This is a genomic window from Limnohabitans parvus II-B4 (genome assembly GCF_003063455.1).
GTDB classification, from domain to species: domain Bacteria; phylum Pseudomonadota; class Gammaproteobacteria; order Burkholderiales; family Burkholderiaceae_C; genus Limnohabitans_A; species Limnohabitans_A parvus.
Genome location: NZ_NESN01000004.1, coordinates 179,786 through 192,870, shown reverse-complemented (window position 1 = coordinate 192,870; position 13,085 = coordinate 179,786). Strand labels below are relative to the sequence as shown.

At 61.7% G+C, this 13,085-nt stretch carries 13 protein-coding genes; 5 read left to right on the top strand and 8 right to left on the bottom strand.

Features of this window, described 5'->3' with window-relative positions; translation table 11 throughout:
* Positions 1–148 precede the first annotated feature (148 nt).
* The 6 genes from B9Z37_RS11515 to B9Z37_RS11490 form a co-directional block, all read right to left on the bottom strand.
* Positions 149–388, bottom strand: a complete 240-nt coding sequence (locus B9Z37_RS11515) for a zinc-binding dehydrogenase (RefSeq protein WP_108313171.1) — start codon at positions 386–388, stop codon at positions 149–151.
* Complete coding sequence (locus B9Z37_RS14510) at positions 379–543, bottom strand: hypothetical protein (RefSeq protein ID WP_167394377.1); 165 nt, start codon at positions 541–543, stop codon at positions 379–381. Before B9Z37_RS14510 ends, B9Z37_RS11515 begins: the two co-directional genes overlap by 10 nt.
* Before the next feature lie 83 nt (positions 544–626).
* Positions 627–4,151: a DNA polymerase III subunit alpha gene (gene dnaE, locus B9Z37_RS11505; RefSeq protein ID WP_108313169.1), complete on the bottom strand. Its 3,525-nt coding sequence runs from the start codon at positions 4,149–4,151 to the stop codon at positions 627–629.
* Between the two features lie 52 nt (positions 4,152–4,203).
* Positions 4,204–4,899, bottom strand: a complete 696-nt coding sequence (locus B9Z37_RS11500) for a DUF599 domain-containing protein (RefSeq protein ID WP_108313168.1) — start codon at positions 4,897–4,899, stop codon at positions 4,204–4,206.
* 113 nt (positions 4,900–5,012) lie between these two features.
* Entirely contained in the window at positions 5,013–5,546 is a 534-nt protein-coding gene (locus tag B9Z37_RS11495) for a flavodoxin family protein (protein WP_108313167.1), read from the bottom strand.
* Positions 5,547–5,702: 156 nt separating this feature from the next.
* Positions 5,703–6,404, bottom strand: coding sequence for a pirin family protein (locus B9Z37_RS11490; RefSeq protein WP_108313166.1), 702 nt, complete (start codon positions 6,402–6,404; stop codon positions 5,703–5,705).
* A 108-nt stretch (positions 6,405–6,512) separates the two neighbouring features.
* On the opposite strand from B9Z37_RS11490, the gene B9Z37_RS11485 reads away from it, so the two are divergent.
* The 5 genes from B9Z37_RS11485 (at position 6,513) to B9Z37_RS11465 (ending at position 11,229) form a co-directional block, all read left to right on the top strand.
* Positions 6,513–7,442: a LysR family transcriptional regulator gene (locus B9Z37_RS11485; RefSeq protein WP_108313165.1), complete on the top strand. Its 930-nt coding sequence runs from the start codon at positions 6,513–6,515 to the stop codon at positions 7,440–7,442.
* Between the two features lie 71 nt (positions 7,443–7,513).
* A complete protein-coding gene (locus B9Z37_RS11480) occupies positions 7,514–8,560 on the top strand; it encodes an NAD(P)/FAD-dependent oxidoreductase (RefSeq protein WP_108313164.1) in 1,047 nt (348 codons plus the stop codon).
* 6 nt (positions 8,561–8,566) lie between these two features.
* Positions 8,567–9,484: a tRNA glutamyl-Q(34) synthetase GluQRS gene (gene gluQRS, locus B9Z37_RS11475; protein WP_108313163.1), complete on the top strand. Its 918-nt coding sequence runs from the start codon at positions 8,567–8,569 to the stop codon at positions 9,482–9,484.
* A gap of 43 nt (positions 9,485–9,527) precedes the next feature.
* Positions 9,528–10,277: a tRNA (guanosine(46)-N7)-methyltransferase TrmB gene (trmB, locus tag B9Z37_RS11470; RefSeq protein ID WP_108313162.1), complete on the top strand. Its 750-nt coding sequence runs from the start codon at positions 9,528–9,530 to the stop codon at positions 10,275–10,277.
* A gap of 1 nt (position 10,278) precedes the next feature.
* Positions 10,279–11,229: a pseudouridine synthase gene (locus B9Z37_RS11465; RefSeq protein ID WP_108313161.1), complete on the top strand. Its 951-nt coding sequence runs from the start codon at positions 10,279–10,281 to the stop codon at positions 11,227–11,229.
* Here B9Z37_RS11465 and B9Z37_RS11460 read toward each other — a convergent pair whose 3' ends face one another.
* Complete coding sequence (locus B9Z37_RS11460) at positions 11,230–12,345, bottom strand: transglutaminase-like domain-containing protein (protein ID WP_108313160.1); 1,116 nt, start codon at positions 12,343–12,345, stop codon at positions 11,230–11,232. It lies immediately after the preceding gene.
* Positions 12,346–12,504: 159 nt separating this feature from the next.
* Entirely contained in the window at positions 12,505–13,074 is a 570-nt protein-coding gene (locus B9Z37_RS11455; protein WP_108313159.1) for a TlpA family protein disulfide reductase, read from the bottom strand.
* Positions 13,075–13,085 lie beyond the last annotated feature (11 nt).

Below are 13,085 nucleotides of genomic sequence, written 5' to 3'. Positions count from 1 at the left end.
AAATTCACCACTCATCTAAGCCCTCAAAATGAGCAGCGAGGACTGGAAACGCAGTCTGTACATGACACCTGTTGCGCCAGGTGCTTAGATGCAATGGATCAGGATCGCTGTGGGTCAGGACACTGGCCTGACACAGCAAGGTCCTGATTCAAAAATCGATCACCACATTGCCCACCGTCTGCCCCGCTTCCACGGTGCGGTGGGCCTCGGCTATTTGGGCTAGAGCGTAACGCGCCCCGATGCTGTGCCGCAGCTGGTTTTGCACCAGCATGTCCGACAGGCGGGCAATCGCCTTTTGACGGTCGGCGGGGGTCAGGTCATAGAGCAGAAAGAACTTCACGCCCATGGACTGCAACAACCAAGGGCGAAACGGCAAGTTCACGTCCATTTGGCTTCGGAGCCCACGGTGCCGATCACACGGCCACCGACCAAGCACACCATTTGCGTGATGGAGTGGCCCACAGCCGATGAAGCCCCAGACACCAAAACGGTTTGCCCACGTAAATCACCCGCCAGGCGCTCGGCCAAAATGACCGCCTGCACCCACCGCTTCGATCACGCCCGCGCCGTCGCTGTGCGGAACGATCAAAGGATCGCTCAGCGGTCGGGCTCGGCGGGATTTGATATCAGTCGTAAACGACCCGCGCCTGCCCCTGGTCGGCCTGGGCCATCCAGCTGGCCAGGGCCGCATCGGTCGGGAAGAATTTGGCGGCTTCGCCCAGCGCCAGCTCGGCGCGGGCGGCCAGATCGTCGGAGCGACGCTCAAGCACCAGGCGCACGGACAAGCCGCGCACCAGATCACCTTGCTCGGTTTGCTCGCGCTGCGCGGGGAACTCTTTGACCAGCCGGGCGATGTCGGGGGCACGGCCGTTCACGGCCACGCGCAGGTATTTGCCATAGCGGCAGCGGGCGGCCCCCAGGTCCATGATCTGTTCCATCTTGAGGCGGAAGCCCCCCGAAAAACGGTCGGCCTGCATCTTGGCTGTGACGATGATCAGCTCGTCGTCTTTGAGCAAATGCTTGGCCGAGTTGATCAGGGCTTCGTCGGCCGTGGCCTCCATCACGCCCGACTTGTCGTCCAGCTTGAAGATCGCCACCTTGCCACGCTGGCCGTTGATGATGCGCAGATCGCTCACGATGCCTGCCAACACCATGGAGTCGCGGCTGTCGATCAGGTCGTCAATCTTTCGGCGTGCAAACTGGCGCACTTCGCGCTCCACCGCGTCAAACAAATGGCCCGACAGGAAGAAGCCGACCGCCGTTTTTTCGAGCAGCAGGCGTTCTTTGATGCCCCAAGGCATGACCTCGACCAAGTCGGGCTCTTGCGTGCTGGAGCCGTGCGAGTCGTCGCCCAGCATGTCAAACAAGCCGCCTTGGTTGGCGTTGGCCGTGGTGGCGTTCGAGAATTCAAAGGCCCGGTCGATGCTGGCCGACAAGGCGGCGCGGTTCATGTGCAGCGAGTCAAAAGCCCCGGCCTTGATGAGCGCGTCCACCGTGCGTTTGTTGATGCGGGTGCGGTCCACGCGCACGGCAAAGTCAAACAGGCTGGTGAACGGACCGCCCTCGTTGCGGGCCGCCACGATGGCATCGATGGCTTGCTGGCCCGTGCCTTTGATGGCACCCAAGCCGTAGCGGATGATTTTGTCGGTCACCGGCTCAAAGCGGTGGGTGCCCCGGTTCACATCGGGCGGGTCGAACGTGATGCCGAACTTGACCGCATCTTCGTAGAGCACTTTGAGCTTGTCGGTGTCGTCCATTTCCACCGTCATGTTGGCGCAGAAGAACTCGGCGGTGTAGTGCACCTTGAGCCAACCCGTGTGGTAGGCCAGCAAAGAGTAAGCGGCAGCGTGCGACTTGTTGAAGCCATAGCCCGCGAACTTTTCCATCAAGTCAAAAACTTCGTCGGCTTTTTCTTCGGTGATGTCGTTCTTGGCAGCCCCTGCGCGGAAGATGGCACGGTGCTCGGCCATTTCTTCGGCTTTTTTCTTACCCATGGCCCGGCGCAGCATGTCCGCACCACCCAGGCTGTAGCCACCCAAAATTTGGGCGGTCTGCATCACCTGCTCTTGGTAGACCATGATGCCGTAGGTCTCACTCAGCATCTCGGCCACCAGCGGGTGCGGGTACTCGATGACCTCGCGCCCGTGCTTGCGCGCCACAAAGCTGGGGATCAGGTCCATAGGCCCCGGGCGGTACAGCGCGTTGAGCGCGATCAGGTCTTCCAGGCGGCTGGGCCGGGCGTCGCGCAGCATGCCCTGCATGCCGCGGCTTTCAAACTGGAACACGGCCTCGGTCTTGCCGTCGGAGAAAAGTTTGTAGGTCGGTGTGTCGTCGAGCGGGATGTTTTCAAAGGCGAAGTTCTCTTGGCCTTTGTGCCGCTCGATGATGAACTCGCGGGCGATCTCCAAAATCGTCAGCGTGGCCAGGCCCAAGAAGTCGAACTTCACCAGGCCTGCCGCTTCCACGTCGTCCTTGTCGTACTGGCTCACCGCCGATTCGCTGCCGGGCTGCTGGTACAGCGGGCAAAAGTCGGTCAGCTTGCCGGGCGCAATCAACACGCCCCCGGCGTGCATGCCGATGTTGCGGGTCATGCCTTCGAGCTTTTGGGCCAGCTCGATCAGCGTCTTCACATCCTCTTCGCGCTCGATGCGCTCGGCCAGGATCGGCTCCATGGCGATGGCGTAGTTGTTCTTGTCGCCCTCTTTGGGCGTGGCAGGCGGGTATTGCAGCGTGACCGACATGCCCGGTTTGTTGGGGATCAGCTTGCTGATGCCGTCGCAAAACATGTAGCTCATGTCGAGCACACGGCCCACGTCGCGAATGGCCGCACGTGCAGCCATGGTGCCAAAGGTGGCGATCTGGCTGACCGCATCACGACCGTATTTGTCCTTGACGTAATCGATCACCCTGTCCCGGTTGCCTTGGCAAAAGTCGATGTCGAAGTCGGGCATGGACACGCGCTCGGGGTTCAAAAAGCGCTCAAACAGCAGGTTGTATTGCAGCGGATCGAGGTCGGTGATCTTGAGCGCGTAAGCCACGAGCGAACCCGCACCCGAACCCCGGCCCGGGCCCACCGGGCAGCCGTTGGCCTTGGCCCACTGGATGAAGTCACCCACGATCAAAAAGTAACCCGGGAAACCCATCTTCAAGATGGTGTTCAGCTCAAATTCCAGCCGCTCCACATAGCGCGGACGTTCCTCGTTGCGTTTGGCTTCGACCGGGTACAAGTGCAGCAGGCGCGCCTCCAGCCCCTCGTGCGAGACGTGGCGGAAATAATCATCCACCGACATGACCACGCCATTGACGGGCGGAATTGGAAAATTGGGCAGCTGCGGCTTGCCCAGCACCAGGGTCAGGTTGCAACGCTTGGCAATCTCCAAGGTGTTGGCAATCGCACTGGGCACATCGGCAAACAAGGCGCACATCTGCTCGGCCGACTTGAAATACTGCTCGCGGGTGAAGCGGCGCACCCGGCGCTGGTTGGCCAGGATTTCACCTTCAGAAATGCACACCCGCGCTTCGTGGGCTTCGTAATCTTCGGCGGTATGGAACTGCACCGGGTGCGTGGCCACCACGGGCAAACCCAAGCGAGCGGCCAGCGCCACCGCACCGGCCACCTGAGGCTCGTCTTCAGGGCGGCCTGCGCGTTGCAGTTCCAGGTAAAAACGGTGCGGAAAAATCGAGCCCAGTTGCAGCGCCACATCGGCGGCTTTGTCACTGTCACCCTGCACCAAGGCCTGCCCCACCGGGCCGGCTTGCGCACCTGACAGCAAAATCAAACCTTCAGAGATTTCTTTGAGCCAGGCCAGCTTGACCACAGCCACGCCTTTGACCACGTTTTGCGTCCAGGCACGGGCCAGCAACTCACAAATATTCAGATAGCCTTGGTGGCTTTGCACCAACAGCACCACCCGGCTGAAGGCTGCTGGATCGCCGCCCAGGCCTTCGAGGTTGATCTCTGCCCCCAAAATGGGTTTGACGCCTTTGCCTCGGCCTTCTTTGTAGAACTTGACGCCGCCAAACAGGTTGTTCAGGTCGGTGATGGCCAAGGCGGGCTGACCGTCTTTGGCCGCCATCTTGACCACATCGTCGATGCGGCAGGTCGAGTCAACGACAGAAAATTCAGAGTGGAGGCGCAGGTGAACAAACATAGGCCCTCATTGTAGGAGGCCACAGACCTCAAATTGACAAATTTGAGGCGATTCAGTCACGCAAAACCTGCAGCACGTCGGAGCGGAATTCGCGCCCATAAAGGATGAGCACCACCAAGGCTGTGCCCATCAGCAGCGCCAGTGGCGAAAAGAACCATGCCATGGCCGCAAAGGAAAAATAATAGGCCCGCAAGCCGTCGTTGAACGTCTCGGCGGCAGCCCCCACCAAGCGCCCTGCCCGCTCGGCGACATGCTGGCGGTCCAGCCGTCCGGAATCAAACTCTTCGGGCGGGGGCATGCCCCCGATCACCAAGGCCACAAAGGTGTACTGGCGCATGGACCACGAGAAACGAAAGAAGGCATAGACAAAGATGCCCACCAGCACCAGGACCTTGAACTCGAACACCAAGATGGGGGTCGGCTGGGCAAACGGAATCTCACGAACCAACTCGGCCGCCTTGTCAGTGGTGCCCAAGAGCGCAAACAGACCGCCGATGATGATGATGCTGGTCGATGAAAAAAACGCCGGGGTTTGCGACAGATTCTGGGTGATCAGGCCGTCGAGCATGCGGGGGTCGCGTGCGGTGGTTTGCAGCATCCACTTTTGGCGGTATTTGTTGGTGGTGGCGATCAGGCTTTGGTCGCGCTTGCCACGCACCCGGGCAAACCAGGCGTAACCCACCCACAAACCAAAAAATGACAACATGGCCAACCAGTCGGCCCACGGCAACATCGAGAGGATTTTCATGCCCTCATCCTAGCAAGTACGGGGCCCGAGCAGGTGCTTGCGCCCGAAAACGCGCAAAAAAAAGCCAGGGCGTGCCGTGCGCCCTGGCTTGGGAATGGGCCAAGGCCCCAAGATCAGCCGCGCAGTTTCGCAGCCACTGCGGCCACGCGCTCGCCATAGGCTTTGGCCGTGTCCAGGTCACCTTGCGGGATGTCTTCGGCTGGGCTGGTCGGGCCCACTTGGGCCATCAGGCCGGAGTTGGAGCCGATGCGGTTGATGGTGCCGTCGTTCATGGCGGGCTGACCCACCCAAACCATGCCTTGCTGCATGGCCAACGTGATGAAGTACTGGATGGTCGACAGTTTGTCGCCGCTGGGGCTGGCCGAGATGGTGAAGCCGCCTGCGACTTTGTCTTTCCAGGCACTGGTGAACCAGCGCTTGGAGGTGGCGTCGGCAAATTTCTTGAACTGCCACGAGGCCATGCCCATGTAAGTGGGTGAGCCAAAGATGATGGCGTCGGCCGCGTCCAGCGTGGCCCAGTCGGCCTCGGTGAGGTTGCCATCGGCATCGATGGTGATGGTTTGGGCGTTCGCGCCTTGGGCCACGAATTGGGCCACGCGTTGGGTGTGGCCGTAGCCGGAATGGAAAACAACAACAGTTTTAGCCATGAGAAAAGCTCCTTGGAGGGGTTGAGGGAAAAGGGTTAAGTAAGGTGCGATGGGGGATGGATTCCCGCATGCGCGGGAATGACAGATCAGCGAGCGGGAACGACAGATCAGTGTGCAGGAGTGAAAGATGAGTGCTCGGCAATGACTGATTCATGCTCAAGGTGCCAGGTCGAAGACCAGGACTTCAGCGTCCTGGCCGTTGGCCAGGGCCAAAGACGGTTCGGATTGCAGCATGGCTGCGTCACCCGCGTTGAGCTGCTGGCCATTGACCTGCAAGCTACCGCGCACCAGAAATACATAGGCCTTGCGGGCGGGGTTCAGGGGCAGGCTGGCGCTTTCTGTGCCATCAAACAGCCCTGCGTACAAGCGGGCATCGGCGTGAATTTTGACGGTGTAGTCGCCCGCATCAGGGGCGGCCACAAGGGCCAACTGCCCGCGCTTGGCGGCTTCGGGCACGGTTTTTTGCTCGTAACCTGGGTCAATGCCCGTCACATTGGGCTCGATCCAGATTTGCAAAAAGTGGGTCTGCGCGCCTTCTGCGTGGTTGAACTCGCTGTGGCGCACACCGCTGCCCGCGCTCATGCGCTGCACATCGCCGGGCGGAATGCCCTTGACGTTGCCCATACTGTCTTGGTGGGCCAGGTTGCCCGACAGCACGTAGCTGATGATTTCCATATCGCGGTGGCCGTGGGTGCCAAAGCCCGTGCCAGGCGCGATGCGGTCTTCGTTGATGACGCGCAGATTGCCCCAACCCATGTGGGCCGCGTCAAAGTAATTGGCAAAAGAAAAGCTGTGAAACGACTTGAGCCAGCCATGGTCGGCGTAGCCGCGTTCGGAGGATTTGCGCAAAGTCAACATGTTGGGTTTCCTGAGTGATTGGGTAGGACTTTAAAGAACGAACATGTCAGCACGGTGCAATTCGTTTGCCGCCATCATTCAAATTATTTGAAATAAAATAGCAAGATCATGCAAAGTCCCAAAGATTGGCTCACCCCCGATGCCCTGTTCATGCTGCAAACCATCGACGAACAAGGCAGTTTTGCCGCCGCCGCCCGCAAGCTGAACTTGGTGCCCAGCGCCCTGACCTACCGCGTACGTCAGCTCGAAGATGCTTTGGACGTGCTGCTGTTTGACCGCAGCTCGCGCCAGGCGCGCCCCACGGCTGCAGGTCAAGAGCTGCTGCGCGAAGCGGGCCGATTGCTGCAAGACATTGACGCCGTGGCCAACCGGGTCAAGCGCGTGGCCACCGGCTGGGAGGCCGTGCTGACGGTGGCGGTGGACAGCATCGTCTCGCGCAGCGTGGTGATGGATTTGTGCGAAGCCTTTTTGGCGCTGAACAGCCCCACCCGCTTGCGCATTCGCCACGAAACCCTGTCGGGCACCATGGCCGCGTTGACATCCGGCCAGGCCGACTTGGCCTTGGGCGTGGCGCTGGGGCAGCATTTGGCCGCCGACATCCAGCACATGGCGCTGGGCGAGGTGCCTTTTGTGTTTGTCGTGGCACCCCAACACCCCTTGGCCCAAGCGGCCGAGCCCTTGAGCGATGCCCAGTTGGTCCAGCACCGCATGGTGGCCGTGGCCGACTCGGTGCAGCGCGGCAGCGGCCTCACCGTCGGACTGCAAGGCGGTCAGGACGTTTTCACCGTGCCCGACATGCAAAGCAAACTGCAGGCACAGCTGCGTGGTCTGGGGGCCGGTTTTCTGCCCCAAAGTCTGGCCGCACCGCATGTGCAGCAAGGCCTGTTGGTGGTCAAAAAAACCGACCAATCCCGCTTGAGCCCGGTCCATGCCGCTTGGCGCGACAGCCGCCTGAGCCCTGCTGGCCACGCCCTGCTGTGGTGGACCGCGCAGCTGGACAAACCCGCCACGCGCCAGGCTCTGCTGAGCGCGGGTTGAGAACGCGTCACAGCATAAGGACAAACCCACCCAAGCGCCATGGCCCGCCTTTTCTGGGCTAAAGTGGCAGCATGACTACACAACACATTGCCATCATCGGAGTCGGCTTGGCCGGCGTGACTTGCGCACGCACGTTGCGCCAAGCCGGTCACAACGTCACGCTTTTTGAAAAAAGCCGGGGTTTGGGCGGGCGCATGTCCACACGCGCCAGCGCATTTGGCAGCTTTGACCACGGGGCCCAGTACTTCACGGTGCGCGATCCACGCTTCGAGTTGGCCATTGGCACGGCCCCCGGTGTGTGCAAACCTTGGAGCGCCAACGCCGTGCGCGTGCTCGACCCCAATGGCCGGGTGATCGAAGCCGGTTTGCCCGGCGGCGAGCGCCATTGGGTGGCCACCCCCGGAATGAATGGCTTGGTCAAAGCCTGGGCCGCGCCCTTGCTGGAGGACGGCAATGTGCAGTTGCAAACCCGCGTAACGCAAATCATGGCCGACCCCATGAAGAAAAACGGCTGGCAACTGCAAACCGAAACCGAAGACGATGGGCAGCACATTTTTGCCGGATTTGACAAAGTCATTCTGGCCATTCCGGCCGCTCAAGCCTTGGCCTTGTTGAATACCTCTGGTCTGAGCGCACTGGGCAAACCTCTGAACGATGTCCAGGTGGACCCTTGCTGGACCCTGATGCTGGCCTACCCTCAAGCCGTACAGCCGGGCCTGATCACACTCGGACCCCAGTGGAACGCCGCACGCAGCACGCACCACCGCATCGCCTGGATGGCGCGTGAGTCTTCCAAGCCGGGGCGTGAGCGCATCGAACGCTGGACTGTGCAAGCCAGCGCCCCATGGTCGGCAGAGCACGTCAACGACGCCCCCGAGCGCATCAAAGGCAAGCTGATCAAAGCATTTGCCGAAATCACCGGCATCCGCGCTACCCCGGCTCACGCCGAAGTACACCGCTGGCTGTACGCCAAAACAGCACAACCCTTGGGCCAAAGCCACATCTGGGCCAAAGAACAAGGCATTGGCTTGTGCGGGGACTGGTGCTTGGGCCACCGCGCCGAAGACGCTTTTGTCTCTGGCCTGGAGTTGGCGCTGGCGGTGCTCAAAAAACGCTGACCGCTCATGGCGCTAGGGTACACAGGCCGGTTTGCGCCATCGCCAACCGGCCTTTTACATGCAGGCTCGCTGTTGGCGGCCCTGGCCAGCTGGCTCGACGCCCGCGCCCGTGGCGGCCAGTGGTTGGTTCGTATCGAAGACGTGGACACGCCACGCTGTGTGCCTGGCGCGGACCAAACCATCTTGCAACAACTGGCCACCTGCGGCATGGTCTCCGACCAACCCGTGCTGTGGCAAAACCAACGCACAGCGGCTTACCAAGTTGCATTGGACACACTGATCTCGCGCGGCTGGGCTTACCCCTGCGGCTGTTCACGCAAAGACATTGAAACCGCCATCGAAGCCACGCAAGCGCCGTCTGTGGCCCGCCACCAAGCCGCGGTCTACCCCGGCACTTGCCGCGCCGGCTTGAAAGGCAAGCCAGCCCGAGCATGGCGCCTGAACGTGCAGGCGGTGCAAACCGCACTGGATCTGCCGCTGGCCACGCTTTGGCAAGACCGGCGTTTGGGGCCGCAGCAACAAAACGTGAGCGCAGAAGTGGGCGACTTTGTGCTGCGCCGCGCCGATGGGCTGTGGGCCTACCAGCTGGCGGTGGTGGTCGATGACGCCGCGCAAGGTATCAGCCATGTGGTGCGCGGCGAAGACTTGGCCGACAACACCGCCCGGCAAATTCTGCTGCAACAGGCCTTGGACTTGCCCACCCCTCAATACCTGCACACGCCTTTGGTGCTGGGTAACAACGGCGAAAAGCTCAGCAAACAAAACGGGGCCATGGCGCTGGATTTGCAACACCCACTTCGGGCGCTCAATGCGGCGGCGCAGGCACTGGGCCTGCCCGCAATGCCTGAGCACACGCCAATTGCCCAAGCACTGACCCAATGGACCACCGTGTTCGTGCGCAACTCAAAGCCACAGCCGCGATAATGGCAGGCTTTGCCAAGCACCCCGACACCACGCGACACCCGACATGACGACGCCTGAAAAATCTCCTCAGCAGCCTGCCCTCGAATCCGCCACCGAACAGGCCTCCTCTGACGCGCCCTTCATGCGGCAAATCAAAACCTATGTGCTGCGTGCCGGGCGCATGGGCTCGGGCCAGGTGCGGGCCTTTGAGCAGTTTGGTCCGAAGTTCCTAATCCCCTACAGCGCAGCGCGTCTGGATGTGCAAGCCGCCTTTGGCCGCAGCGCTCCCCTGATTCTGGAAATCGGTTTTGGCATGGGCGACGCCACCGCCAAGATCGCCCACGTGCGCCCCAGCGACAACTTTTTGTGCTGCGAAGTGCACGAACCGGGCGTGGGCGCACTGCTCAAGCGCTGCGGTGAGGAAAGCATTGGCAACATCCGCATCGTTCAGCACGACGCCATCGAGGTCATGGACAACATGCTCGGCCCGGACAGCCTGGACGGCGTGCACATTTTCTTTCCGGACCCTTGGCACAAAAGCCGCCACCACAAGCGCCGCCTGATCCAGTCGCCGTTCATCCAGCGCCTGGCCCAGCACATCAAACCCGGCGGCTACCTGCACTTGGCCACCGACTGGCAGCCCTATTCCGAGCAAATGATGGGCGTGCTGCGTGCCGAGCCCTTGCTGGTCAACACCAGCGACGCCGCCGATGGCTTTGCCGCCAAGCCCGACTACCGCCCCCTGACCAAATTTGAAAACCGGGGCCTGAAACTCGGCCACGGCGTGTGGGATCTGGTGTTCCGCCGCGTCTGACATGCGCGAAGCAGGGCACGCCGTCCCCTTGCCCATGCGGGGCATTCAGTTGCCCATGCGGAGCGTTCAATTGCCCATGCGCAATGGCGTGAGCCCCAGCGTCGTCTCCGTGCCCCAGGGCGCAGCCAACCTGCTCGATTTTTTGGCCCAGCGCATGCCGGGCATCTCGCGCAGCGAATGGGCCGAGCGCTTGGCCCAAGGACTGGTGCTGCACGAAGACGGGCAAACCGCCCTGCCCCACCAAAGCTGCCAACCCGGCCAGCGCCTGTATTACTACCGCCATCTGGCCGATGAACCGGCCCTGCCGTTTCAGGCGCACATCCTGTTTGAAGACGCGCACTTGCTGGTGGCCGACAAGCCGCATTTCATGCCCGTGACGCCCTCGGGTCGTTATGTGCAGCAAAGCCTGTTGGTACAACTCAAGCGCCTGACGGGCTGCGCCGATCTGGTGCCGCTGCACCGCATTGACCGAGAAACTGCGGGCCTGGTGCTGCTGGGCAAACGCCTGCAAGACCGTGACGCTTACCACGCGCTGTTTCGCGACAAAGACATCCACAAGACTTACCACGCGGTCGCCGCTGCGCCCCGTGACATGGCCTTACCTGCGGTGTACGCCAGCCGCTTGGTGCCCGGCGAGCCCTTTTTCAGAACGAAGGAAGTGGCAGGCCCAGCCAACAGCGAGACCCGCATACGGCTGTTAAAGACGCAAGGCGAGCGGGCGCTGTACCAACTCGAACCCGTGACAGGCAAACGCCACCAGCTGCGGGTGCACATGAACGCCTTGGGTCTGCCGATTGAAGGCGACGCTTTCTACCCCGAAGTCTTGCGCGGCCCGGATGCGCCCGAAGACTTCAGCCAGCCCTTGCAACTGCTGGCGCAATCGATCGCCTTCACCGACCCCCACACGGGCCAAGCCCGTGTGTTTGAGAGCCAGCTGCAATTGGCGCTTTGATCAGCCTTTGATCTCGGTGGCCGTGATCGTGTACTTGAACGCGTCGGGCGTGTAAGAGTCCAAACGACCTTCTGCGGTTTCGGCCACGGGGTACATCAAGAAATTGGCCACACCGCCTTTGGCGCCGGGCAGGCTAACGTCGTGTGCGCTGTTCCAAGCCATCCAGTTGCCTTCCCAGCCACCAAACAAATGCTTGTACACCGGGGCCACCACAGGGTGATCGGTCTTCTTGATCCACTCGGCGGTTTCCAGACGCATGACTTTGGCCACATCGGCCGGGTCCATCGCCACCCAGCCACGGGCTTGCAAATACACCTCGGCACGGCAGTGTTGCGCGCCCTTGAGGCTGGCCGGATTGCCCGACAGTTCTTTGTAGCCAAAAACCGATGGGGCCAGGCGGATGCCGTAGACATCGCGTGCAGGCAAACCCACCGCGCGGCACAGGCCCACAAACAAAGCGTTCAAGTCGGCGCACTTGCCACCCAGGTTGCCGGTTTCCAGCATGGTTTTGATGTCGCCTTCGCCGCAGCCGCGTGTCTTGGGGTCGCGGAAAGCGTTGGTCACCACCCAGTCGTAAATGGCACGGGCTTTTTGCTCGTCGGTCTTCGCGCCCTTGGTGGCCGCCATGGCTGTGGTGCGCACGATGCCATCGGTGGGCAGCAAACGTGTGGGGCGGGTGTAGTGGCGCAAGGTGTCGGCGCTTTCGGCCACGAACACGCGGCCCGCGCTCATCTCAGCGGCACGGTTTTGGGTTCTCACGCGGCTGGTGACCTCGATCACAGGGCGCACGCCAGCGGCGAATTCGGCCGACACAAAACGCGCGCCTTCCACCAGATCGCTGCCCATGCGGGCGGTGCCGTTGCTGCTGAAGCGGGTGTCCAAAGATTGTTGCCAAGCGGTGTCCATGCTGGGCACGGGCAACCAGACGCGGGTTGCACCCTGTGGGTCGGCGATTTCAACACGGGTGGTCACCTCAAAGGTGCGCCAAGTGCCCGCTTCGGGGGCAAAGCGGCGTTCAGCCGGGGCCGTGGTTTGGGCGTGCAACCAAGTGGGTGCAGCGATCATGGCGCCCAGAGCGGCGCCTCCTTTGAGCAAAGAGCGGCGAGCGGTGGTCATGGAAAGAACTCCGAAATAAGGATGAGACCTGTCGGCACACACAAGGCGTTGAGAAAACGCCAATGCCCCGAAGGCAGGTCGCCCGGCACAAAGCGCGCAAGGCCCGGCGATTATGACCGACCACGTCGGCCTGTTTGAACGGGTGCGGGACCCAGCGCTTTACTTGGAGGCGGACTGGGATGTCGCGGGCAGGGCTTGCAAGTCCTTCAACCAAGCCCGTGCAATGGGACCATTCCAGTCCAGATCACCCACCACCCGCCAACGCGCCCGGCCATCCGGCCCAATCAAGACTGTGGTCGGGTAAATGCGCACGCCCCACTGTCGCGTCAAATCGCCTTGAGGGTCCAGCACCACCGGCAAATCCAGGTGCTGCGCCGCCATGAATCGGCGCACCGTGCTGGGCGTTTCTTTCACATTGATACCGATCACGACCGCTGGACGCGCGTCGCTTGGGCCTGGGCTTGGGTCTTTGTGCAAGGCCTGCAAAGACGGCATTTCCTCTTTGCATGGACCACACCAAGTGGCCCAGAAGTTGAGCACCACCACCCGGCCTTTCAGCGCAGCGCCGGTCCAGTGCTGGCCATGAAGGTCCACCAGGTCGATGGCGGGTGTGGCCTGCGAGCGGGGCCAGGGGGTTTTGTCGAACTGGGCATGCGCCAAGCTCTGCCCCAGACAAGCCAGCAAAGCCAGGCACAGGCGCAAGAAAAAGCGGCGTCCGTTTTTCAACATGACGCCGCCTG